The organism is Actinomadura scrupuli (assembly GCF_050971785.1).
GTDB lineage: Bacteria > Actinomycetota > Actinomycetes > Streptosporangiales > Streptosporangiaceae > Actinomadura_E > Actinomadura_E scrupuli.
On record NZ_JBPCCU010000005.1, the window covers coordinates 457,786 to 481,318 of the forward strand.

Here is a 23,533-nt window from a genome sequence, read left to right on the forward strand (position 1 = left end):
ATCAGAGGCTTGACCAGGTCACGGGGGAAAACAGCATGATCCATACATCGAGACGCCCGCGCGGCGCTCGGAGTCTCGTTGTCATCACGTCGGCGGCGCTCGCCGGGGTCGTCCCGCTGTTCGGGTCGGCGCACGAGGCCAGCGCCGACGGCCCGGTACGACCCCGGGTCAGGCACCACGCCGTGCCCACCCACCGGTTCGCCCGGCCCAGGCAGTTCCCCCGGCCGGGGGAGCTCGGCCGGCCCGGGAGGTTCGGCCGGCCCGGGGGACACGCGCACCGGGCCAGGAACACGCAGGCCCAGTTCGCGAAGGTCTCGATCGACACCAGGGCTCCGGCGGCGCCGATCCTGCCCGGCAAGGTCTACCACTGGCCGTTCGTCGTCAAGAACCGCGGCCCGGTCCGGGCCGACTCGGTCACCTTCGCCGCTCCGCTGCACGGCAGCCTGCAGTTCGTCTCCGCACAGCAGAACTGCTCGTTCAAGGACAGCGCGGCGGTCTGCCAGCTCGGCTCGCTCAACCCGGGTGAGAGCAAGGCCGGCGTCGTCACCGCCCTGGTGGGCGACAAGACGCCCGGCGGCCAGCCGATCGACGGCAACGCCCTGGTGAAGTGGCAGAACACGGCCGCCAAGAAGGAGGGCCGGACGACGGCGGCGTGGCCGGAGGTCCAGGTGGCCGACACCGCGGACGTGTCGGTGGTCAAGGGCGGCCCCGCGGTGGTCCGGCCCGGCCAGCGGGTGCCGTACCAGATCACCGTCGCCAATCTCGGTCCCACCGCCGCCAAGAACGTCCGGCTCACCTCCACCTCGGTGCCGGTGCTGGCGCAGGCGTCCGACGACTGCGCGGTCCCCCGCGGCCTTCAGGGCCCGGGGCAGCTCGGCGGCCCGAGGGAGCAGCCGGACCAGGGGCAGGGCGCGGGCGCGCCGGGCCTGGTGTGCGACATCGGCACCCTGAAGCCCGGTGAGACCCGGGCGATCAGGATCAACGCGCAGGCGCGCCAGGAGCTCGAGCCGGGCACGGTCATCCAGGCGCCCAGCCACGTCACCACCTCGACGATCGACAACGACCTGTCCAACAACCACGCCGACGCCCGGACCAAGGTGGCGTCGGCACCCGTGCGGGAGCGGGTGGTGCCGCACTCCGTGCCCGGTGCGGCCCCGGGGAGCCCGGGGTCGGGGACCCCGGGGTCGCCGGGCGCAGGATCGGGGCCCGGCACGACGCCGGGGGCGGGCCGCGGGTCGGAGCTGCCGGACACCGGCGCCCCGATCAGCCAGATGCTGCATCTGGTGGTCGTGCTGCTGGGGGTGGGCCTGATCCTGCACCGGATGGGCCGTTCGCGGCGCACGCAGAGCTGAAGACGCGACCCGTACGGGCACAGGGGCCGGAGCCGGGGATGTTCCGGCCCCTGTGGCCGGTCTCGTACGGGTTCATACGAGGATGGGGGGCATGCGTCTTCGAATCTTCACCGAGCCCCAGCAAGGGGCCACCTACGACATGCTGCTCCGTGTCGCCAAGACGGCCGAGGAGAGCGGTTTCGACGCCTTCTACCGGTCCGACCACTACCTCAGGATCGGCGAGGGCTCCGGGGCGCCGGGGCCGACCGACGCCTGGGTCACGCTCGCCGGGCTGGCCCGTGAGACCACCCGCATCCGGCTCGGCACGCTGGTGACCTCGGCGACGTTCCGGCTGCCCGGACCGCTGGCGATCTCGGTCGCCACGGTCGACGCGATGAGCGGAGGCCGGGTCGAGCTCGGCCTGGGCGCCGGCTGGTTCGACTCCGAGCACACCGCCTACGGCATTCCGTTCCCGGGCGTGGGCGAGCGGTTCGAGCGGCTGGAGGAGCAGCTCGAGATCATCACCGGGCTGTGGGAGACGCCGGTCGGGGAGACGTACTCCTTCACCGGTCGGCACTACCGGCTGAGCGACTCGCCGGGCCTCCCCAAGCCCGTGCAGCGTCCCCGGCCGCCGATCGTGGTCGGCGGCACCGGCCCCAAGCGGACGCCCAGGCTCGCCGCCCGCCACGCCGACGAGTACAACGTGCCGTTCACCGGCCTGGACGGCACCGGCCAGGCGATCGAGCGGGTCCGCGCGGCCTGTGCGGAGGCGGGCCGCACGCCGGAGTCCATGATCTACTCGGCGGCCCAGGTGCTGTGCTGCGGGCGGGACGAGGCCGAGATCCAGCGGCGGGCCGACGCGATCGGCCGGAAGGTCGAGGATCTGCGCGAGAACGCGCTGGCGGGCACGCCCGCCGAGGTGGTCGACAAGATCGGCCGTTACGCGGAGCTGGGCTGCGGGCGGCTCTACCTCCAGACGCTCGACCTGTCGGATCTGGATCATCTCGAGCTCATCGCCGCCGAGGTCCTGCCCCAGGTCTGAGAGCCCGATCGTCGTACCGGAGGAGCCCTCCCACCTGCCGTGGGAGGGCTCCCACGAATTTGCCGCAACCCATTGTGCCGTAGGTCACCAGGGTTTAACATCGCTGCAATCGAAGCGCTTCGACAGCGCGCTCGGACGGCAGTGTTCCGGCGGCACGGTTTCCCTCGCCCTTACATCCGACGTTCCGGCGACCGGTTGTCGAAGCGCTTCGACACCAAAGCTCGGGGGAGTCGTATCGCCTCCGGTCGCAGCTCGGCGGCCGAGCACATACCCTTCGCCCCACCCCTGGAGGAACGCGAATGTTCAAGGTGAGAAGAGGCACCGCGCTGGTCGCGGCGGTCGCCGCCGGCTCGATGATGCTGGCCGCGTGCGGTGGCTCGTCGGACTCCGGCTCCGGCTCGGGCTCGGGCGGCAAGGTGCTCAAGCTCTGGCACTACGAGAGCGCCGACAGCGCGATGGGCGTCGCCTGGAACCAGGCGATCAAGGAGTTCCAGAACACCCATCCGGGCGTCACCGTGAAGTTCGAGGAGAAGGGCTTCGAGCAGATCCAGAAGACGGCGGCGATGGTCCTCAACTCCAAGGACGCCCCGGACGTCATGGAGTACAACAAGGGCAACGCGACCGCCGGGCTGTTGGCCAAGCAGGGCCTGCTCGCCGACCTGACGCCCGCCGTCACCAAGTACGGCTGGGACAAGATGCTCGGCGCCGACCTGCAGACCACCGGGCGCTACGACGCCAAGGGCGTTATGGGCTCCGGCAAGTGGTACGGCATCCCGAACTACGGCGAGTTCCTGATGGTCTATTACAACAAGGACCTGTTCGCCAAGAACGGCGTGAAGGTGCCCACCACCTTCGAGGAGTTCACCGCGGCGCTGGACGCCTTCGCCAAGAAGGGCATCACCCCGCTGGCCAACGCCGGCGCGGAGTACCCGGCGCAGCAGTACCTCTACCAGCTCGCGCTGAGCAAGGCCGATCGTCCCTGGGTCGACGCCTACGAGCGCTACACCGGCAAGGTCGACTTCCACGACGCGGCGTGGACCTACGCCGCGACCACCTTCGCCGACTGGGTCAAGAAGGGCTACATCGGCAAGACCTCGGCCAGCCTCAAGGCCGAGGACGCGGGAGTCGCCTTCGAGCAGCGCAAGTACCCGATGATCTTCTCCGGAAGCTGGTGGTACGGCCGCTTCCAGAAGGAGGTCAAGTTCCCCTGGGACACCTTCCAGTGGCCGGGGAGCTCCATGACCCTCGGCTCCAGCGGCAACATCTGGGTGGTCCCCTCCGGTTCCAAGAACAAGGCGCTGGCAGAGGACTTCATCAACATCACGATGAGCAAGGCGATCCAGAACACGCTCGGCAACAACGGCGGGGTGCCGGTGGCGGCGGACCCGGCCGCGATCACCGACGCGAAGTCCAAGCTGCTGATCCAGAACTTCAACACCGTCTCCGGTGCCAACGCGCTCGCGTACTACCCGGACTGGCCGGTGCCCGGCTTCTACGACGTCCTGGTGTCGCAGACGCAGAAGCTGATCAACGGCAGCGCGGAGCCGGCGAAGGTCCTCGACGACCTCCAGAAGGCCTATGACGCCGGCGCCCCCGGCAATTGACCCCTCCCCACCCCGCCGTGATCATGCAATCGATCGACGATCGATTGCATGATCACGGCGGGGGCCGGCGAAAGGCCCTCTCATGTCCCGTCCCGCGAGCGTGACGCCGTCCTCGCCGCCGGTCGCCCGGCGGTCCCCGGCCCGGCGCTCCTCGGCCCTGCGGCCGAGATCGGCGCCCGGCCGGCCCGGCTCGGCCCCCGGCCGGCCCAGGCCCCGGTCCGGCCGGACGTCGTACGCGCTGTTCCTGATCCCCAGCACGCTGCTGTTCGCCGGCGTCATCGGGCTCCCGCTGCTGATGAACATCGGCATCAGCCTCACCGACTGGCAGGGGGTCGGCTCGCCGACCTGGAAGGGCCTGGGCAACTACCAGAAGCTGCTGTCGGACGAGATGTTCTGGTCGTCGTTCGAGCACAACGTGGTGTTGCTCATCGCGATGGCGGTCATCCCGACCGTGATCGGGCTGATCCTCGCCTACGCGCTGTTCGACCTGATCGCCAAGCGGTTCGGGTCGCGTACCGCCGCCGTCATCCGGGCCTGCATCTACCTGCCGCAGATCCTGCCCATCGCGGTCGTCGGCATCGTGTGGAGCTGGATCCTCAGCCCCGAGAACGGCGCGCTCAACCGCTTCTTCACCGACGTCGGGCTGAAGTCGCTCGGCCAGGACTGGCTGGGCGACCCCGACATCGCGCTCTACAGCGTGGGCGGCGTGATGATCTGGTTCCAGCTCGGCTACCCGGTCGTGATCTTCATGTCGGGGCTGCAGCGGGCCGATCCGTCGCTGTCGGAGGCGGCCGAGATGGACGGCGCCGGCTGGCTGGCGAAGTTCTGGCACGTCACGATCCCGCAGATCAAGCCGGAGATCTACGTGGTGCTGCTGACCTCCAGCATCGCCGCGCTCAAGGTCTTCGCCCCGATCTACGTGCTCACCCGGGGCGGTCCCGGCGGCGCCACCAACGTTCCCTCCTACTTCTCGTTCCAGAACTTCTTCGAGAAGACCCAGGTGGGCTATGGCGCGGCCATCGCCACCGTACTGACCCTGATCATCTTGGTGCTCACCGCGGTCTTCCTGTGGGTACAGAGCCGCGGCGAGAGCGAGGGGCGCTGACCATGACCACGATTTCCGCCGAGAGGCCCGCCAAGCGGCCGGCCGGGACGCCGCCCGGGCGCCGGCGGCGCCGCAACCCCTCGACCTACGTGGTCCTGATCTCCCTGGCCGTGCTGGCCGTGGTGATGCTGGTGCCGTTCGGCATCGTCACCCTGAACGCGGTGAAGTCACCGGCCGAGTACTCGGCGCAGGGCCCGCTGAGCCTGCCGAAGGGTCTGTACCTACAGGGCATCAAGGACTTCTGGGAGCGCGTCGACTTCGGCGGCAAGCTCTGGAACAGCATCCTGATCAGCGGCTCCGTCGCCGTACTGGCGGTCCTGCTGTCGGTCCTCAACGCCTACGCGCTGGGCATCGGGCGGATCAAGGGCCGGCTGTGGATCATGGTGTTGTTCCTGGTGGGCAACACGCTGCCGCAGGAGGGGCTGGTCTACCCGCTGTACTTCCTGGCGAAGAAGCTGAACCTCTACGACACCCGGCTCAGCGTGATCATCATCTTCACCGTCATCCAGAGCGCCTTCGGCACCTACCTGCTGTCCTCGGTCCTGTCGACCTTCCCCCGGGAGATCATCGAGGCCGCGGAGATCGACGGGGCCGGGAGATGGCGGGTGCTGTGGCGGGTCGTGGTGCCCGTCACCCGGCCGACGCTGGCCGTGCTGTTCGTCTTCTTCTTCATCTGGACCTGGAACGAGTTCTTCCTGCCGATGATCATGCTGATCTCGAACGACAACCAGACGGTTCCGGTCTCGCTGGGCGTCCTGCAGGGCGAGAAGATGATGGACGCCACGATGACCAGCGCCTCGGCGCTGCTGGGCATCATCCCGGCCATCGTCTTCTTCTTGATCTTCCAGCGCACGCTGTCGCGCGGCATCACCGCCGGCGCCATCAAATAAGGAATCACACGCGATGAAGTTCACCGATGGCTACTGGATGATGCGCGAAGGCGTTCACCCTTCGTATCCGGCCGAGGTACTCGAGGTCACGGAGGGCCCCGGCGCGCTGACCGTGCACGCCCCCGCACAGCACATCCGGCACCGCGGCGACCTGCTCAAAGGCCCGCTGATCACCCTGGACTACTCCGCCCCCATGCCGGACGTCATCGGGGTCAGGATCACGCACTTCGCCGGGCAGGTCTCGCGCGGGCCCCACTTCGCGGTGCGGGAGGACGGCGGCGCGGGCGTCCGGGTGTCGGTCGGCGAGGACGAGGCCACGCTCACGTCCGGCGACCTGACGGTGCGGGTGAACCGCGGGGAGGGCTGGCGGTTCGACTTCCTCGCCGGCGGGCGCACCCTGACCGGCAGCGGCTTCAAGGCCGCCGCAGTCATCGACACCGACGAGGGCGGGCACTACGTCCGCGAGCAGCTCGACCTGGGTGTCGACCACTACGTGTACGGGCTCGGCGAGCGCTTCGGCCCGCTGGTCAAGAACGGGCAGACCGTCGACATCTGGAACGCCGACGGCGGCACCGCCAGCGAGCAGGCCTACAAGAACGTGCCGTTCCTGCTCACCAACGCGGGCTATGGGGTCTTCGTCAACGATCCCGGTCACGTGTCGTTCGAGGTCGCCTCGGAGGCGGCGTCCCGGCTGCAGTTCAGCGTCGCCGGCCAGACGATGCAGTACTTCGTCATCTACGGCCCCACCCCCAAGGACATCCTGCGCAAGTACACCGCGCTGACCGGCCGCCCGGCCCGGCTGCCCGCCTGGTCCTACGGGCTGTGGCTGTCGACGTCCTTCACCACCTCCTACGACGAGGAGACCGTCACCGGCTTCATCGACGGGATGGCCGAGCGCGACCTGCCGCTCAGCGTCTTCCACTTCGACTCCTTCTGGATGCGCGAGTTCAACTGGTGCGACTTCGAGTGGGACCGCCGGACCTTCCCCGACCCGCGCGGCATGCTGGAACGGCTGAAGGCCAAGGGCCTGCGGATCTGCGTCTGGATCAACCCCTACATCGCGCAGCGCTCGCCGCTGTTCGCCGAGGGCCGCGACCGGGGGTACCTGCTCAAGCGGCCCAACGGCGACGTCTGGCAGTGGGACCTGTGGCAGCCAGGGCTGGCCGTGGTCGACTTCACCAACCCGGAGGCGCGCGAGTGGTACGCCGGAAAGCTGGACGCGCTGCTGGAGATGGGCGTCGACTGCTTCAAGAGCGACTTCGGCGAGCGCATCCCGACCGACGTGGAGTACTTCGACGGCTCCGACCCGGAGCGGATGCACAACTACTACTCCTACCTCTACAACGAGACGGTCTTCGAGCTGCTGCGCAAGCGGCGCGGGGAGGGCGAGGCGATCCTGTTCGCCCGCTCGGCCACGGCCGGGGGGCAGCAGTTCCCGGTGCACTGGGGCGGGGACTGCGAGTCGACGTTCGTGGCGATGGGGGAGAACCTGCGCGGCGGGCTGTCGCTGGGACTGTCCGGGTTCGGCTACTGGAGCCATGACATCGGCGGGTTCGAGGGCACTCCGGACCCCGAGCTGTTCAAGCGCTGGATCGCCTTCGGCCTGCTGTCCTCGCACAGCCGGCTGCACGGCAGCGGCTCGTACCGGGTGCCGTGGCTGTTCGACGAGGAGGCCGTCGAGGTGCTGCGCCACTTCACCCGGCTCAAGCTGCGCCTCATGCCCTACCTCGCCGGGGCCGCCGGGCAGGCGCACGCCGAGGGCCTGCCGATGATGCGCGCGATGGTGCTGGAGTTCCCCGGCGATCCCGCCTGCACCCACCTCGAGCGGCAGTACATGCTCGGTGACGACCTGCTGGTCGCGCCGGTGTTCTCGGCCGACGGCAAGGTCTCCTACTACGTGCCCGAGGGCACCTGGACCCACGTCCGCACCGGCGAGCGGATCGAGGGACCGCGCTGGGTGAGCGAGCGGCACGACGTGATGAGCGTGCCGCTGCTCGCCCGGCCGGGCTCGGTGATCCCGGTCGGCGCGGTCGAGGACCGCCCGGACTACGACTACGCCGACGGGGTCACGCTCCGGGCGTACGAACTCGCCGACGGCGCCCGCGTGACCACCGAGGTCCCGGCGGTCACCGGCGACGTGGCCGCCACCTTCGTCACCTCCCGCGACGGCGCGGCCGTCACGGTCGAGGCGTCCGGGGTGGCCCGGGACTGGCGGGTGCTGCTGGCGGGGGTCCGCTCCTGGGAGTCGGTCGAGGGCGCTACGGCGACCGAGCACGAGCACGGCCTGCTGGTGCACGCCGCGGGGGACACGCTGACGGTGAGGGGGATCGCGTGAGCTTTCCGGAGGGATTCGTGTGGGGCGCGGCCACCGCCGCGTACCAGATCGAGGGCGCGGCCGGAGAGGACGGCCGCACGCCGTCCATCTGGGACACCTTCAGCCGTACGCCGGGCCGGGTGCTCGACGGGGACACCGGCGACGTGGCCGCCGACCACTACCACCGATGGGCCGACGACGTCGCGGCGATGGGCGAGCTGGGCCTGACGGCCTACCGGTTCTCCATCTCCTGGTCCCGGGTGCTGGCCGGCGGCCGGCTCAACCGGGCCGGGGCCGACTTCTACTCCCGGCTGGTGGACGGGCTGCTGGAGCGCGGGATCGACCCGGTCGCCACCCTCTACCACTGGGACCTGCCCCAGGAGCTGGAGGACGCCGGCGGCTGGCCGGCCCGGGACACCGCGCTGCGCTTCGCGGAGTACGCCGAGGCGATCGGCCGGGTGCTGGGCGACCGGGTGCACACCTGGACGACGTTCAACGAGCCGTGGTGCTCGGCCTATCTCGGCTACGCCTCCGGTGTGCACGCGCCGGGCCGTACCGAACCCGCCGCGGCGCTGGCCGCAGCGCACCACCTCAACCTGGCGCACGGCCTGGCGGGGCGGGCGCTGCGCCCGGTGGTCTCGCCGGACGCCCGGCTGTCGGTCACCCTCAACCTGCACCAGGTACGGGGGGCGACCCCGGCCGACGCGGACGCGGTGCGCAGGATCGACGCGATCGGCAACCGGGTGTTCCTGGGCCCGATGCTGGACGGCGCCTACCCGGCCGACCTGCTGGCCGACACCGCCGGCATCACCGACTGGTCGTTCGTGCGCGACGGCGACGAGGCCGCCATCGCCGTCCCTCTCGACGTGCTGGGCGTCAACTACTACACCCCCACCCTGGTGCGCGCCTGGGACGGGACCTCCCCCCGGGCGATGGCGGACGGGCACCGCGCCGGGGCTGCCTCGCCCTGGGTGGGCTGCGAGGACATCGAGTTCGTCCGGCAGCCGGGTCCGTACACCGAGATGGGGTGGAGCATCGACGCCACCGGCCTGACCGACCTGCTGCTCCGGCTGCACCGGGACCACCCCGGCCTGCCACTCATGATCACCGAGAACGGCGCCGCCTTCGACGACCGGGTGGACCCCGACGGCCGGGTCCGCGACGATCGCCGGATCGGCTACCTGCGCGACCATCTGCGGGCGGTCGAGCGCGCCCTCGACGCCGGGGTGGACGTCCGGGGCTACTTCGCCTGGTCGCTGCTGGACAACTTCGAATGGTCCTACGGTTACGCCAAGCGCTTCGGCGTGATCCATGTGGACTACGAGACCCAGCGGCGCACCTGGAAGGACAGCGCGCACTGGTATCGCGAGGTCATCTCCGCCAACGGGCTCCAGGAGAGGTCAATTGGTCAAGATCGCTGATGTCGCCCGGCACGCCGGCGTCTCACCCAGCACGGTCTCGTACGTGCTGAGCGGCAAGCGCTCGATCTCCGCCCAGACCAGGCGCCGGGTGGAGAACAGCATCGAGGAGCTCGGCTACCGTCCGCACGCCGGGGCGCGGGCGCTGGCCAGCAGCCGCTCCAACGTGCTCGCGCTGGTCATGCCGTTGCGCGCGGGCGTCGGCGTGCCCGTCGTCATGCAGATCGCCATCTCCGTCGTCACCACCGCCCGGCGCCATGACCACGACGTCCTGCTGCTCACCCAGGAGGAGGGCGACGAGGGGGTCCGCCGGGTCGCCGACAGCGCCCTGGTGGACGCGGTCATCGTGATGGACGTGCAGCTGCACGACGAGCGGCTGCCCATGCTGCGCGCCCTGGACCGGCCCTCGGTGCTCATCGGCTTCCCCGCCGACACCGACGGCCTCACCTGCATCGACCTGGACTTCCGGGCCGCCGGTGAGCTCTGCGTCGATCATCTGGCGGGCCTCGGGCACCGCTGCGTCGGGCTGGTCGGCTCGCCGCCCGAGGTCTACGAGCGGGAGACCGGCTTCGCGCAGCGGGTGGCCGACGGCTTCTTCGCCGCCGCCCGCCGGCACGGCCTGACGGCCACGCTGGATCCGTGTGAGGGGACCGCCGAGGCCGCCCGCACCCTGGTGGCCCGGCTGCTGCGCGAGCATCCCGACCTCACCGCCGTCGTCGTGCACAACGAGCCGATCGTGGAACCGCTGGTGGCGGCCTTCCAGGCCGCCGGCCGGCGCGTCCCGGAGGACCTGTCCGTGGTCGCCATCTGCCCGGACGAGGTCGCCGAGCGCCCGGCGACCCCGGTCAGCTCGATCGCCATACCGGCCGCGGAGGTGGGAGAGCGGGCGGTCGAACTGCTCATGACCAAGCTCGACGGCGCCGACGTGCCCGACGCCACCCTGCTGCCGCCCCGGCTGACCTCCCGGGCCAGCACCGCACCGCGCCATGAGGGCGCCTGACCTCCTTTCCGGTACGTCCCATTTTCTCGGTACGTCCCACCCACTGACTCGGGGGAGTACGGTGGCGCATCCGCGTCATCGAAGCGCTTCGACGACTCGAGGAGATCATTATCGTGAAGATCCGCCACGCGATGAGCAAGCCCGCCGAACCTCCCGGCAGATCGCGCCGCCGCAGGCTGGTGCCCCTGGTGGCGCTGGCCCTGATCGCCCCGCTCGCCCCGGCGGGGGCGGCGCACGCCCAGGCCTCCTATCCCTTCCAGAACCCCGATCTGCCGCTCGGCAAGCGGGTCGACGACCTGCTCGGGCGGCTGACCCTGGACGAGAAGGTCTCGCTGCTCCACCAGTACGAGCCGGCCATCCCGCGCCTGGGCGTCCCGGCGTTCAAGACCGGCACTGAGGCCCTGCACGGCGTCGCCTGGTCCACCGACATCGCCAACAAGGGTGCCGTCGTCACCGCCCAGGGCACGGTGTTCCCGCAGGCCGTCGGCCTGGCGAGCACCTGGGATCCGGCGTTGATCAAGAAGGTCGGCTCCGCCGTGGGTGACGAGGCCCGCGGATACAACTCGGTCAATCCCGCCGTCTGGGGTGTCCAGCTGTGGGCACCCGTGGTGAACCTGCTGCGTGACCCGCGCTGGGGACGCAACGAGGAGGGCTACTCCGAGGACCCGACACTGACCGGTACGATCTCCACCGCGTACGGCAAGGGCATCGAGGGTGACAACCCGAAATACCTCAAGGCCGCACCGGTCCTCAAGCACTACCTCGCCAACAACAACGAGGTCACCCGCGACACCAGCTCGTCCATGCTGCCCCCGCGTGTGCTGAACGAGTACGACCGCGCGGCGTTCAAGCCGGCGATCTCGGCGGACGCGGCCACCGGCGTCATGGCCTCCTACAACCTGGTCAACGGCCGGCCCAGCACGGTCAACCCGGACCTCGGCGGTGTCGTGCGGTCCTGGACCGGCAAGGACCTGCTCAACGTCACCGACGCCGGAGCACCCAACAACCTCACCGGTTCGGAGCACTACTACGCCACCCAGGCCGAGGCGGACGCCGCGGTGATCAAGGCCGGGCTGGACAGCTTCACGGTCGACGACACCGACGGCACGAAGACGGCCACGGCCGTCAAGGCGGCGCTGTCGCAGGGGCTGCTCAAGGTGTCCGACGTGGACACCGCGGTCCGGCACATCCTGTCCATCCGTTTCCGGCTGGGCGACCTCGACCCCGACGGCGGCCCGTACGCCAAGATCAAGCCGTCGGTCATCAACAGCACGGCCAACCAGAAGCTGGCCCGCAGGACGGCCGCCGAGGCGGCGGTGCTGCTGAAGAACTCGGGACAGACCCTCCCGCTCAACGCGGCGAAGGACAGGAAGGTCGCGGTGGTGGGACCGCTCTCCAACACCCTCTACACCGACTGGTACTCCGGTTCGCTCCCGTACAAGGTCACGCCTGAGCAGGGAATCAAGGAGCGGCTCGGCGCGGGCGGCACCGTCACCTCCAGCGAGGGCGCCGACCGGATCGCGCTCAAGGACGTGAAGACCGGCAAGTACGTCACCGCCGGGGCCGGCGATGGCGCGGTGCTCAAGGAGAGCGCGACCACCGCGGGCGCCACCGAGCAGTTCGACGCCTTCGACTGGGGTAGCGGTGTGCTCACCCTGCGCAGCGCCGCCAACGGTAAGTACGTCGGCTACAACTGGAGCAACTTCAAGAACGACCAGGACCAGCCGAACGGCTGGTTCGTCCAGCAGCAGTTCAAGCTGGAGAAGCAGCCCGACGGCGACTATCTCTTCCGGTATGCCGGATACGAGACCGAGGCCTCCTGGTTCGGAACCAAGAACTACCTCAAGGCGAGCGACGACGGCACGCTGGTGCTGACCACGAAGGACGACGCCTCGACGTTCTCCAAGGACCTCGTCAGCAGTGGCGTGGACGGTGCGGTCAAGGCCGTGACCGGTGCCGACGCGGCGGTCGTGGTGGTCGGCAGCATGCCGTTCATCAACGGCCGTGAGGACCATGACCGCAAGGACATGAACCTCGCCGAGGGCCAGGAGGCATTGGTCAAGGCGGTGCTCAAGGCCAACCCGAAGACCGTGGTGGTGGTGGAGAACAGCTACCCGACCACGCTCAACTGGGAGCAGGCGAACGTGCCGGCTCTGCTGTGGACCACCCACGCGGGCGCGGAGACCGGGCACGCCATCGCCGACGTGCTGTTCGGCGACGTCAACCCGTCCGGACGGCTGACCCAGACGTGGTACAGGTCCGACAGCGAACTGCCCAGCATCCTCGACTACGACATCATCAAGTCGAACCGGACCTATCTCTACTACCAGGGCGCCCCGCTCTACTCCTTCGGCCACGGACTGTCGTACACCACGTTCCAGTACGGCAGGCCCAAGCTCAGCTCGGGCTCGGTGGCGTCCGACGGCACCGTGACGGTCAGCGTCGACGTCACCAACACCGGCAAGCTCGCCGGTGACGAGGTGGTCCAGCTCTACACCCACCAGAAGACCTCCCGTGACAAGCAGCCGGTCAAGCAGCTGCGGACCTTCCAGCGGGTGCACCTGAACCCGGACCAGACCCGCAACGTCCAGCTGACGCTGCGGGCCGCCGATCTGGCGCACTGGGATGTCACCCGGAACACCTCCGTGGTGGAGTCCAGCGACTACGGCGTCATGGTCGGAGCCTCTTCCGGAGACATCCGGGGGAAGGCCTCGCTGCGGGTCCGCGGGGAGCGCATCCCGGCCCGCGACCTGTCGAAGCAGACCTCGGCGGTGAACTTCGACGACTACCAGGGCATTGACCTGGTCGACCAGACCAAGGTGAGCGGTGACGCGGTCGGCGCGACCACCGGCGGCTGGATCAAGTTCGCCGGCGCCCGGCTCCAGGCTCAGTCCGTCACGGCGAGCGTGGCGAAGGCGAGTGCCGGCGACGGGTCGATCCAAATCCGGCTCGACTCGCCGACCGGTCCCGTGGCCGGCACGGTCGCGGTGCCCAGCACCGGCGACAAGTACACCTGGAAGGACGTGACCGCACAGCTCAGCGGCGCCTCCGGCACGCACGACGTCTACCTCGTGTTCACCGGTGACCTGCGGCTCGCCTCCTTCTCCCTGAAGTAACCGAACAGGCGCCCCGTCCCCAGGACTCTCCTGGGGGCGGGGCGCCACCCACGTCTCTCCGGCTCCCACCGCGATCCACGGCGTCTGACCGCGAACGGAGGGTCCGTGGGCGGCGTGGGGCGTGGGTGGTTGCAGGGGGCTGACGGGCACGGACGGTGACTGGTGCGGGAACGACCCGCGAACCACACACAAACAAGACAGTGAAGGAGAAACAGCGATGAGCCTAAGGTTCAACGCCGACAGTCCATCTCCGCAGTCCGCGCTCGCAGCTCGGGTCCAGGCAGCGGTCAGCGCTGCTTTCGGGGCGTCGTACGCGGATATCGACCCGCGTGTCCGGCCGTCGAAGCACGGTGCTGACCTTCAGGTCAACGTCGCCCAGGCGCTGGCCGGCCAGCTGGGCCGCGACCCGCAGGATGTGGCGAACGAGATCGTGGCCAACCTGGACGTCACCGAGTTGTGCTCGGACGTGCGGGTCAGCGGCCCCGGCTTCATCAACCTGACGCTGAGGGACGAGTGGATCGCCGCACAGGTCATGCGGATCCTGGCGGACGAGCGCCTCGCGGTGCCGCTCGCCGAGGATGTGCTGCGCATCCTGGTGGAGTTCTGCTCGGTCAACTGGCTCAAGGACTTCATGGTCGCGCATCTGGGAACCACGGTGGGGGGCGACTCCATCGCCCGGATCCTGGAATACCTCGGGCACGACGTCGTCCGGGACAACCATGTCGGCGACTGGGGAACCCCATTCGGCGCGATCATCGAGCATTTCCTCGATCTCCGGTACCACCTCGAGGAGAACGCCGCCGACCGGGACCACCACCTGGGCGGCGACCTGACCGGCTTCTACCGGGCGGCCCGGGAGAAGTTCGACTCCACCGAGGGATTCAAGGAGCGGTCGCTGGCTCGGGTGGTCGCAATGCAAGCCGGCGACCCCGAGACGCTGCGGCTCTGGCAGATCCTCGTGGAGTACTCGAAGCGCTACTTCGACACGATGATCCAGCGGCTGGGCGTCAAGCTCACCGACGATGACATCAAGGGGGAGAGCTTCTACAACGACCTCCTGGCCCCGACCGTTCAGACGCTCTTGGACACGGGCCTGGCGGTGATCAGCGAGGACGCGGTGTGCGTTTTCCCGCCCGGGTTCATCGGCCGGGAGGGCGAGCCGCAGCCGCTCATCGTCCGTAAGGGCGACGGCGGTTTCCTCTACGCCACCACCGACCTGGCCACCGTCCGACACCGTGTGGACGTCGGGCGTTTCGACTGGATGATCTATGTGGTGGGTGCGGCGCAGTCGCAGCACCTCGAGATGGTCTGGGAGGTCGCTCGGATGGCCGGTTGGCTGCCCGGCGAGGTCGAGGTCAAGCACGCCAAGATCGGCAACGTGCTGGGCGACGACGGCAAGATCCTGCGCACCCGGGCCGGCGGCAACACCAAGTTGAGCGAGTTGCTGGACTTGGCCGTCGCACGGGCGGCGGAGGAGGTCGACAGGGCCTCGCACGATGAGGAGTTCGACGAGGCACAGAAGGCTGCCATCGCCGAGGTGGTCGGGATCGGCGCCGTCAAGTTCGCCGTCCTGTCACTGGCTCTTGACAGCGAGCGCACCTTCGATCTGGAACGGATGGTCTCGTTTCGGGGCTACACCGGTCCCTACCTGCAGTACGCCGTCGTCCGGATGCTGTCCATCCTCCGCAACGCGGGACTGGCCCCGGAGTCGGCAACTGGGCCGATCGTGATCGATCAACAGGAGGAGCGGAAGCTGGCGCTGCACCTGCAGGACTTCGGCCCAGTGCTGGAGTTGGCGGGTGCGACCGCCGAGCCGCACCGCCTGGCGAACTATCTCTTCGAGCTCGCCAAGTTGTACTCGGCGTTCTACGAGAACTGCCCGGTGCTCAAGGGATCCGAGGAGACCAGGGCGTCCCGGCTGGCTCTGTGCGCGGTGACGCTGCGCACGATGGTCACCGGCCTGGGCCTCCTCGGCGTCCCCACACTCGAAAGGATGTGAGAGACGCACCTCGGGCACCCGACCTGCAGCCGCCCGGCGTCCCCACGCCGGACGGATGTGAGCCTGGGGAGGCCACCCGGTCTCCCTGAGTAAGAGACGGGCCACACCCCGCATCCGGTCGCCGTTGAGCGGCCGGAGGCGGAGGTGTGGCCCGTTGTTACCTGCACCCGCCTGCCGCGGTGACCAGGCTCAGGGCCCGGGCCGCTCCCACGTGTCCCGGACATCCGTTGGGAAACCCGGGGGACTATCGGGACGGCCGAGCGGGTAGGGCAGCGCCCGTGAACGGCGATATGAAGATCACAGGGCCGGTTTCCGCTCCCGTCACGATGGACCTCCGGCTGTCGGTCAACCGTGCCCGATATCCGATCACCGTGGACACCCGGGAGACGCTCCTGGACACCCTGCGTGAACGGCTCGACCTGACCGGGACGAAGAAGGGCTGCGACCACGGTCAGTGCGGGGCCTGCACCGTGCTGGTGGACGGGCGGCGGATCAAGTCCTGCCTCGCGCTGACGGTGACCCTGGACGACAAGGAGATCACCACGGTGGAGGGGCTGGCCGACGGCGACGGCCCGCATCCGCTGCAGGCCGGCTTCATCGAGCACGACGCCTTCCAGTGCGGATACTGCACTCCGGGGCAGCTCTGCTCGGCGGTCGGCATGCTGGCCGAGTTCGAGGCGGGCTGGCCGAGCATCGTCACCCCGGACGTGAGCGCCGCTCCGGAGCTGGACGACGCGGAGATCCGGGAGCGGATGAGCGGCAACCTCTGCCGCTGCGGCGCGTACGTCAACATCGTGGCGGCCATCGGGCAGGTGGGACGATGAGACCCTTCGCCTACGAACGGGCCACCGGGGTGCGGTCGGCCGTGGCGGCGCTGCGCGAGCGGCCGGACGCCATGTACCTCGGCGGCGGCACCAACCTGGTGGACCTGATGCGGCTCGGAGTGGCCGAACCCGCGACGCTGGTGGACGTCACCCGGGTCGTCGACGACACGATCGAGGAGACCGCCGGTGGCGGGCTGCGGATCGGGGCCGGCGTCCGCAACGGCGACCTGGCCGCGCACCCGCTGGTCCGCGGGCGCTACCCGATGCTCGCCCAGTCGGTGCTCTCCGGAGCCTCCGGCCAGATCCGCAACATGGCCACCGTCGGCGGCAACCTGCTGCAGCGCACCCGCTGCTCCTACTTCCAGGACACCTCCAAGCCGTGCAACAAGCGGCGGCCCGGCTCGGGCTGCCCCGCCATCGAGGGCGACCACCGCAACCTGGCGATCCTCGGGTACTCCAGCAGCTGCGTGGCCACCCACCCCTCCGACATGGCCGTCGCGCTCGCCGCGCTGGGCGCGCTCGTGCACGTGGAGGGGCCGGACGGCCCGCGCACCGTGCCGATGCCGGGGCTGCACCGGCTGCCGGGAGCCGAGCCGGAGCGCGACACCGTGCTCGACCCGGGCGACCTGATCACCGCCGTGGAGGTCCCCGGGCTGCCGTTCGCGGCCCGCTCGCACTACCGCAAGGTGCGCGACCGGGCCTCGTTCGCGTTTGCCGTGGTGTCGGTGGCCGCGGCGCTGGACGTGGCCGACGGCGTGGTGCGGGACTGCCGGATCGCGCTGGGCGCCGTCGCGCACGTGCCGTGGCGGGCGGAGCTCGCGGAGGCGGCGTTGCGCGGTGCGGCGGCCACGGCGGCAGAGTTCGGGCGCGCCGCCGACATCGAGCTGGCCCAGGCCCGGCCGCTGCGGGACAACGGGTTCAAGGTGCCGCTCACCCGCAACGTGCTCGTGAACGTCCTCACGGACCTGGCGGAGGGACGATGAGCGACCGTGCGACCGGCGGGGAGGACCCCCGATGACCACGGTGGGCACGAGATCGGCGGGCTCCGCGCTGGACCGGGTGGAGGGCCTGGAGAAGGTCACCGGCCGGGCCCGGTACGCCTTCGAGCACCTCCCGGTGGACCTGGCCTACGCCGTGCCCGTGCAGGCCGCCATCGCCCGCGGCGAGGTCCGCTCGGTCGACGTGGACGCGGCGCTGGAGCGCCCCGGGGTGATCGCCGTGCTCTGGCACGGCAACGCTCCCCGGCTGGCCTCCACCGACAACGCCGACCTCGCGGTGCTCCAGTCCCCGCGGGTGGCCTTCCGCGGCCAGTACGTCGCGGTGGTGGTGGCCGAGACGCTGGAGGACGCCAAGGAGGCCGCGCGGCTGCTGCAGGTCGGGTACGCCACCGAGGAGCACGACGTACGGCTGCGTACCGACCATCCGAAGATGTACCGGCCGGAACGGGTCAACCCGACCTACCCGGCCGACACCGAGCGGGGTGATCCGGACACCGCCCTCACCGTGGCCCCGGTCGTGGTGGACGCCGTCTACAGCACGCCCGCCGAGCACAACAACCCGATGGAGCCACATGCCACGATCGCGACGTGGGACGGCGACGCACTGACGCTGAACGACTCCAACCAGGGGGCGTCGGCGGCCCGCGACACGGTCGCCTCGCTGTTCGGGGTGCCGCCCGGCTCGGTCCGGGTGATCTCGCCGCATGTGGGCGGGGGTTTCGGGTCGAAGGGGACTCCCCGGCCGAACGTGGTCGTCGCGGCGTTGGCGGCCCGGCACATCGGCCGTCCGGTCAAGCTGGCGGTGACCCGGCAGCAGATGTTCGCGGTGACCGGTTACCGTACGCCGACGATCCAGCGGGTCCGGCTCGGCGCGGACGCCGAGGGGCGGCTGACCGCGATCGTGCACGACGCGTTCGAGCAGAGCTCCACGATCACCGAGTTCGCCGAGCAGACCACCACGCCGACCCGCATCATGTACGCCGCGCCGCATCGGCGTACCACGCACCGGCTGGTGCGGCTGGACGTCCCGACGCCGTCCTGGATGCGCGCCCCGGGGGAGTGCCCGGGAATGTTCGCGCTGGAGTCGGCGATGGACGAGCTGGCGATCGCCTGCAAGCTCGACCCCGTCGAGCTCCGGATCCGCAACGAGCCCGGTGTCGACCCGGAGAGCGGGTTGCCGTTCAGCTCCCGCAACCTGGTGGCGTGCCTGCGGGAGGGGGCGCGGCGGTTCGGCTGGGCCGACCGTGACCCCACGCCGGGGGTGCGGCGCGAGGGCCGGCTGCTGATCGGGACGGGGGTGGCCTCGTCCACCTACCCGGCCTACCGAAGCCCCTCCCGGGCGTCCGCGCTGGCCCATCCGGACGGCCGCTTCACGGTGCGGATCGCCGCCGCCGACATCGGCACCGGCGCCCGCACCGTCCTCACCCAGCTCGCCGCCGACGCCCTGGGCTCCTCTCCCGACGAGGTCACGATGGAGATCGGTGACAGCGTGCTGCCCGCCGCCTCACTGGCCGGGGGGTCGATGGGCACCGCCTCGTGGGGCACCGCCGTGGTGCGGGCGTGCGAGGCGCTGATGGAGGAGCTCGACCGGCGCGGCGGCGATGTGCCCGCGGACGGGCTGGAGGCCACCGCGGACACCGCCGAGGAGATCCGCGGCGCGCGCCGGCTGGCCCGGCATGCCTTCGGCGCGCAGTTCGCCGAGGTCGGCGTGGACGTCGACAGCGGCGAGACGCGGGTGCTGCGGCTGCTCGGGGTGTTCGCCGCGGGCCGGATCGTCAACCCGAAGACCGCGCGCTCGCAGTTCATCGGCGGCATGACGATGGGCATGTCGATGGCGCTGTTCGAGGAGAGCCTCATGGACGACCGGTTCGGCGACTACCTCAACCGCGACCTCGCCCAGTACCACGTCGCGGCCTGCGCGGACGTACGCGACGTCGACGCCTTCTGGGTCGAGGAGGACGACCCCGACCTGAACCCGATGGGCACCAAGGGGATCGGTGAGATCGGCATCGTCGGCACCGCCGCGGCGGTCGCCAACGCGGTCCACCACGCCACCGGGGTCCGCATCCGCGACCTGCCGATCCGCCTCGACAAGCTGGTCCGCTAGTGCCATGCGCATGACACTAGGTGGCCGCGGCCTGGACCGTGAGCCCGCTGGCACGGGGTTCACGGTCCAGGCCGTCGTGCGGTTGGCCGTTCTGGCTTGCGGCCAGTGGGATGGGAGCTAGTTGGTGGCTGCTTTGGGCTTTCCGGGGCAGTTCAGCGGGGAGCCCTTCTTTTCCAGGCCGAACGCCGCGGCAGGCCCCTGCTGGGACCCGATCCGGAGGGTGCCGATCCCGATCACCAGTTCCGTTCCGGCCGGCATCGCCTTCGGGTTGATGGTGATCACAAGGCCGCCGCGCCCGGGCAGCTTGCGCACCACCTGGGAGACCTGCAGCCGGTCGTCGGAGGATGCGCACACGTGGCCGGACGTCAGCACCACGGGGACGCCGGCGTCGGCCAGGGTCTTGGTCAGCCTCGCTGGGTTCTTCAGCTCGTGGATCGTCACTTTCACCAAGCCGTTCGGCGTCGTATTGACCGACCATGCGGCCAGGTTGACGTGGACCGCCCGGGCGGCAGGCGAACTGCTGGAAGCGCCAGGGTGACCGCCGGAAGCCACAGGCATACCGCCGGACAAGGACAGCGCCAAGCCGATTCCCAGCGCCAGGCCGCCCGTGCCCACCCCCGCCACGCCGCGCAGCCGGCGTCCGCGGGCCCGGGCCATGATCGCTTCGGGCCCCTGGTCCATGTGCACGTGGGTGAGGGCATCTTTGGTGCCGGTGAGGGAGCTTCGCATCGCCGCCAGCATGTCGTCGTCGTTCATGAGGTGACCTCCTGGTCGCTGAAGGACTGTGTTTGCGTGCGGAGCGTGGCCAGCGCCCGGTGCAGGTGCGCGCCAACGGTCCCCGGGGAGATGCCGAGCAGCTTCGCCGTTGCATTGGTATCCAGGTCGAAGAAGACCCTTAGCGTGATCACTTCGCGCTGCCTGAGCGGAAGCAACCGGAGCGCCGCAACCAGCGCCTGGTCGAGGCCTAGGTCCGCAGAACGCGCCAACCGGCCCTCCAGGCCTGTCAACGCTGTTGGATCATCCACTGTCAGCTCGCGCCGGCGGCGCCTCCACCAGGACACGTGGGCGTTCAGCGCTGTCCGCACCACCCAGGCGCGTGGGACAGGGTGCTCACGCACCTTGCGCCAGGACATCCAGGCCCGGGTGAACGCCTCCGCCACCAGGTCCTCGGCGAGCTGCCTGTCGCCGACGTTGACCAGCACGATCCGCAGGCAGTCATCCTTGGACGCGGTGTAGAACTTGGTGAATTCTCGTCCTCTTTGCTCCACGCCCCAATTACGCATGAAGGCCCGGATCCCTTTACCCGGGCGGCCACGGCGTCTCGGAAGCACCGCACCCAAGCTGCGCGCCGCGACGGACGCTCTCATTGGCGACCAAGGATCTGCCGTGCCTCATGGCCTTCATGGTGACACCCACCGAAGTACCGGATCGACCGGGCGGACCTGCCACCGCGGCCTGCAAGGCGCGGACCCGACCCGGTGAACGTTGGTGGTCAGCGCACTAGGCGCGCCGTTCGAGGGGCTTCCTTGGGGGGACGTTGACGCTGTCCAGGGGGACGAGCGGGTAGGGCAGCGCCGTGAGCCGTGACACAGCGGCGGAGCGGGACGGCCCGTCGCCGAGGCCGTGACCTCGGGGCCGCGCGGGCGTGCCGCCCGATCCACGGCGCGTGACCTGGAGGCGTTCCATGACCACGATGCGCACGCGTTACACCGGCTCGGCGCTGGACCGGGTGGAGGGCCTGGACAAGGTCACCGGCCGGGCACGGTACGCCTTCGAGCACTTCCCGGTGGATCTGTCCTATGCCGTGCCGGTGCAGGCTCCCATCGCGCGGGGTGAGGTCCGCTTCGTCGACGTGGACGCGGCGCTGGACCGCCCGGGGGTGATCGCGGTGCTGTGGCACGGCAACGCGCCCCGGCTGGCTTCCACAGACGACGCCGATCTGGCGGTGTTCCAGTCCCCGCGGGTGGCGTTCCGTGGCCAGTACGTCGCGGTGGTGGTGGCCGAGACGTTCGAGAACGCCAAGGAGGCCGCGCGGCTGCTGCGCGTGGAGTACCGAGAGGAAGATCACGACGTACGGCTGCGCGTCGACCATCCGAACCTCTACCGGCCGGATCATGTGGCCCCGAACTTCCCGACCGACACCGAGCACGGTGATCCGGACATCGCCCTCACCGTCGCGCCCGTCGTGGTGGACGCGATGTACAGCACGCCCGCGGAGCACAACAACCCGATGGAGCCACATGCCACGGTCGCCGAGTGGGACGGCGACGCACTGACCATGCACGAGTCGACGCAGGGGGCGTCGTCGGTCCGCGGCATGCTCGCGCCGCTGTTCGGCCTGCCGCTCGGATCCGTCCGGGTGATCTCGCCGCACGTGGGCGGGGGCTTCGGGTCCAAGCTCGACTGCTGGCCGCACATGGTCATCGCGGCGCTGGCGGCGCGGCATGTCGGCCGTCCGGTGAAGCTCGCGGTGACGCGGCAGCAGATGTTCGCGGTGACGGGTTACCGCACGCCGACGATCCAGCGGGTACGGCTCGGCGCCACGGCAGACGGCCGGCTCACCGCCATCGTGCACGACGCGTTCGAGCAGAGCTCCACGGTCACCGAGTTCGCCGAGCAGACCACGACGCCGACCCGGGTGATGTACGCCGCGCCGCATCGGCGTACCACTCACCGGCTGGTGCGGCTGGACGTTCCGACGCCGTCGTGGATGCGCGCTCCGGGGGAGTGCCCGGGGATGTTCGCGCTGGAGTCGGCGATGGACGAGCTGGCGATCGCCTGCAAGGTCGACCCGGTGGAGCTGCGGATCCGCAACGAGCCCGGTGTCGATCCGGAGAGCGGGTTGCCGTTCAGCTCCCGCAACCTGGTGGCGTGCCTGCGGGAGGGGGCGCGGAGGTTCGGCTGGGCCGGCCGCGACCCCGCACCCGGGGTACGCCGCCGGGGCCGGCTGCTGATCGGCACGGGGATGGCGTGCTCCACCTACCCGACGTACCGCAACTCCTCCCGGGCGGCGGCCCTGGCCCATCCGGACGGCCGTTTCACCGTACGGATCGCCGCCGCCGACATCGGCACCGGCGCCCGGACGGCCCTCACGCAGCTCGCCGCGGATGTGCTGCGCGCGCCGCCGGACCTGGTGCGGGTGGAGATCGGCGACAGCGCCCTGCCCTTCGCCGTCGTGGCCGGTGGATCATGGGGCACCGCCTCGTGGGGCACCGCCGTGGTGCGGGCCTGCGAGGCGCTGATGGACGAGCTCGGCCGGCTCAACGGCGACGTGCCTCCGGAGGGGCTGGAGATGAGCGCCGACACCGCCGAGGAGATCAGTGCCGAGGAGCCGTTCAGCCGGCACGCCTTCGGCGCCCAGTTCGCCGAGGTCGGCGTGGACGTCGACAGCGGCGAGACGCGGGTGCTGCGGCTGCTCGGCGTGTTCGCCGCGGGCCGGATCGTCAACCCGAAGACCGCGCGCTCCCAGCTCCTGGGCGGCATGACGATGGGCATGTCGATGGCGCTGTTCGAGGAGAGCCTCATGGACGACCGGTTCGGCGACTACCTCAACCGCGACCTCGCCCAGTACCACGTCGCCGCCTCCGCGGACGTGCCCGCCGTCGAGGCGTACTGGGTCGAGGAGGACGATCCGCACCTGAACCCGATGGGCACCAAGGGGATCGGTGAGATCGGCATCGTCGGCACCGCCGCGGCGGTCGCCAACGCCGTGCACCACGCCACCGGGATCCGCGTCCGCGACCTGCCCATCCGCCTCGACAAGCTGGTCCACTAGCCGATCACCG

The 23,533-nt window shown here is 70.3% G+C and carries 16 protein-coding genes; 14 read left to right on the forward strand and 2 right to left on the reverse strand.

All coding sequences use genetic code 11. The annotated features are described in order from the left end of the window. Nucleotides 1-35 precede the first annotated feature (35 nt). The 13 genes from ACRYCC_RS24680 (at nucleotide 36) to ACRYCC_RS24740 (ending at nucleotide 19,748) form a co-directional block, all read left to right on the forward strand. Entirely contained in the window at nucleotides 36-1,352 is a 1,317-nt protein-coding gene (locus ACRYCC_RS24680) for a COG1361 family protein (protein ID WP_433815766.1), read from the forward strand. 91 nt (nucleotides 1,353-1,443) lie between these two features. Beyond that, nucleotides 1,444-2,373, forward strand: a complete 930-nt coding sequence (locus tag ACRYCC_RS24685; protein ID WP_433815768.1) for an LLM class F420-dependent oxidoreductase — start codon at nucleotides 1,444-1,446, stop codon at nucleotides 2,371-2,373. A 299-nt stretch (nucleotides 2,374-2,672) separates the two neighbouring features. After that, nucleotides 2,673-3,977 carry an ABC transporter substrate-binding protein gene (locus tag ACRYCC_RS24690; protein WP_433815770.1) on the forward strand — a complete coding sequence of 435 codons (1,305 nt, stop codon included), beginning with the start codon at nucleotides 2,673-2,675 and terminating at the stop codon, nucleotides 3,975-3,977. 82 nt (nucleotides 3,978-4,059) lie between these two features. After that, nucleotides 4,060-5,082: a carbohydrate ABC transporter permease gene (locus ACRYCC_RS24695; RefSeq protein ID WP_433815772.1), complete on the forward strand. Its 1,023-nt coding sequence runs from the start codon at nucleotides 4,060-4,062 to the stop codon at nucleotides 5,080-5,082. Nucleotides 5,083-5,084: 2 nt separating this feature from the next. Continuing rightward, complete coding sequence (locus ACRYCC_RS24700) at nucleotides 5,085-5,972, forward strand: carbohydrate ABC transporter permease (protein WP_433815774.1); 888 nt, start codon at nucleotides 5,085-5,087, stop codon at nucleotides 5,970-5,972. 13 nt (nucleotides 5,973-5,985) lie between these two features. Further along, complete coding sequence (gene yicI, locus ACRYCC_RS24705; RefSeq protein ID WP_433815776.1) at nucleotides 5,986-8,307, forward strand: alpha-xylosidase; 2,322 nt, start codon at nucleotides 5,986-5,988, stop codon at nucleotides 8,305-8,307. After that, on the forward strand, nucleotides 8,304-9,707 hold the full coding sequence (locus ACRYCC_RS24710) for a GH1 family beta-glucosidase (RefSeq protein WP_433815778.1): 1,404 nt from the start codon (nucleotides 8,304-8,306) through the stop codon (nucleotides 9,705-9,707). The genes yicI and ACRYCC_RS24710 overlap by 4 nt, the downstream gene beginning before the upstream one ends. Continuing rightward, the gene (locus tag ACRYCC_RS24715) at nucleotides 9,691-10,704 is read left to right on the forward strand and encodes a LacI family DNA-binding transcriptional regulator (RefSeq protein ID WP_433815780.1); all 1,014 of its coding nucleotides are present in this window, start codon (nucleotides 9,691-9,693) and stop codon (nucleotides 10,702-10,704) included. The genes ACRYCC_RS24710 and ACRYCC_RS24715 overlap by 17 nt, the downstream gene beginning before the upstream one ends. Nucleotides 10,705-10,817: 113 nt before the next feature. Continuing rightward, nucleotides 10,818-13,820, forward strand: a complete 3,003-nt coding sequence (locus ACRYCC_RS24720) for a glycoside hydrolase family 3 C-terminal domain-containing protein (RefSeq protein ID WP_433815781.1) — start codon at nucleotides 10,818-10,820, stop codon at nucleotides 13,818-13,820. 217 nt (nucleotides 13,821-14,037) lie between these two features. Beyond that, nucleotides 14,038-15,819 (forward strand): arginine--tRNA ligase, encoded by a 1,782-nt coding sequence (argS, locus tag ACRYCC_RS24725; protein ID WP_433815783.1) that lies wholly within the window; start codon nucleotides 14,038-14,040, stop codon nucleotides 15,817-15,819. A gap of 290 nt (nucleotides 15,820-16,109) precedes the next feature. Beyond that, a complete protein-coding gene (locus ACRYCC_RS24730) occupies nucleotides 16,110-16,643 on the forward strand; it encodes a 2Fe-2S iron-sulfur cluster-binding protein (protein WP_433816054.1) in 534 nt (177 codons plus the stop codon). After that, the gene (locus tag ACRYCC_RS24735; protein ID WP_433815785.1) at nucleotides 16,640-17,626 is read left to right on the forward strand and encodes an FAD binding domain-containing protein; all 987 of its coding nucleotides are present in this window, start codon (nucleotides 16,640-16,642) and stop codon (nucleotides 17,624-17,626) included. The genes ACRYCC_RS24730 and ACRYCC_RS24735 overlap by 4 nt, the downstream gene beginning before the upstream one ends. A 31-nt stretch (nucleotides 17,627-17,657) precedes the next feature. Further along, entirely contained in the window at nucleotides 17,658-19,748 is a 2,091-nt protein-coding gene (locus ACRYCC_RS24740) for a xanthine dehydrogenase family protein molybdopterin-binding subunit (protein ID WP_433815787.1), read from the forward strand. 117 nt (nucleotides 19,749-19,865) lie between these two features. Here ACRYCC_RS24740 and ACRYCC_RS24745 read toward each other — a convergent pair whose 3' ends face one another. Both ACRYCC_RS24745 and ACRYCC_RS24750 read right to left on the reverse strand, forming a co-directional pair. Next, on the reverse strand, nucleotides 19,866-20,504 hold the full coding sequence (locus ACRYCC_RS24745) for a hypothetical protein (RefSeq protein ID WP_433815789.1): 639 nt from the start codon (nucleotides 20,502-20,504) through the stop codon (nucleotides 19,866-19,868). Further along, nucleotides 20,501-21,031 (reverse strand): SigE family RNA polymerase sigma factor, encoded by a 531-nt coding sequence (locus ACRYCC_RS24750; RefSeq protein ID WP_433815790.1) that lies wholly within the window; start codon nucleotides 21,029-21,031, stop codon nucleotides 20,501-20,503. Before ACRYCC_RS24750 ends, ACRYCC_RS24745 begins: the two co-directional genes overlap by 4 nt. Nucleotides 21,032-21,432: 401 nt before the next feature. On the opposite strand from ACRYCC_RS24750, the gene ACRYCC_RS24755 reads away from it, so the two are divergent. Beyond that, the gene (locus ACRYCC_RS24755) at nucleotides 21,433-23,523 is read left to right on the forward strand and encodes a xanthine dehydrogenase family protein molybdopterin-binding subunit (RefSeq protein WP_433815792.1); all 2,091 of its coding nucleotides are present in this window, start codon (nucleotides 21,433-21,435) and stop codon (nucleotides 23,521-23,523) included. The last annotated feature ends 10 nt before the right edge of the window (nucleotides 23,524-23,533 follow it).

What these genes read in the sequence shown, in the direction of transcription:
- ACRYCC_RS24680 (WP_433815766.1), top strand. Translation starts at nt 36, where the DNA reads ATGATCCATACATCGAGACGCCCGCGCGGCGCTCGGAGTCTCGTTGTC.
- ACRYCC_RS24755 (WP_433815792.1), top strand. Translation starts at nt 21,433, where the DNA reads ATGACCACGATGCGCACGCGTTACACCGGCTCGGCGCTGGACCGGGTG.
- ACRYCC_RS24750 (WP_433815790.1), bottom strand. Translation starts at nt 21,031, where the DNA reads ATGCGTAATTGGGGCGTGGAGCAAAGAGGACGAGAATTCACCAAGTTC.
- ACRYCC_RS24700 (WP_433815774.1), top strand. Translation starts at nt 5,085, where the DNA reads ATGACCACGATTTCCGCCGAGAGGCCCGCCAAGCGGCCGGCCGGGACG.
- argS (WP_433815783.1), top strand. Translation starts at nt 14,038, where the DNA reads ATGAGCCTAAGGTTCAACGCCGACAGTCCATCTCCGCAGTCCGCGCTC.
- ACRYCC_RS24695 (WP_433815772.1), top strand. Translation starts at nt 4,060, where the DNA reads ATGTCCCGTCCCGCGAGCGTGACGCCGTCCTCGCCGCCGGTCGCCCGG.
- ACRYCC_RS24735 (WP_433815785.1), top strand. Translation starts at nt 16,640, where the DNA reads ATGAGACCCTTCGCCTACGAACGGGCCACCGGGGTGCGGTCGGCCGTG.
- yicI (WP_433815776.1), top strand. Translation starts at nt 5,986, where the DNA reads ATGAAGTTCACCGATGGCTACTGGATGATGCGCGAAGGCGTTCACCCT.
- ACRYCC_RS24745 (WP_433815789.1), bottom strand. Translation starts at nt 20,504, where the DNA reads ATGAACGACGACGACATGCTGGCGGCGATGCGAAGCTCCCTCACCGGC.
- ACRYCC_RS24690 (WP_433815770.1), top strand. Translation starts at nt 2,673, where the DNA reads ATGTTCAAGGTGAGAAGAGGCACCGCGCTGGTCGCGGCGGTCGCCGCC.
- ACRYCC_RS24685 (WP_433815768.1), top strand. Translation starts at nt 1,444, where the DNA reads ATGCGTCTTCGAATCTTCACCGAGCCCCAGCAAGGGGCCACCTACGAC.
- ACRYCC_RS24740 (WP_433815787.1), top strand. Translation starts at nt 17,658, where the DNA reads ATGACCACGGTGGGCACGAGATCGGCGGGCTCCGCGCTGGACCGGGTG.
- ACRYCC_RS24730 (WP_433816054.1), top strand. Translation starts at nt 16,110, where the DNA reads ATGAAGATCACAGGGCCGGTTTCCGCTCCCGTCACGATGGACCTCCGG.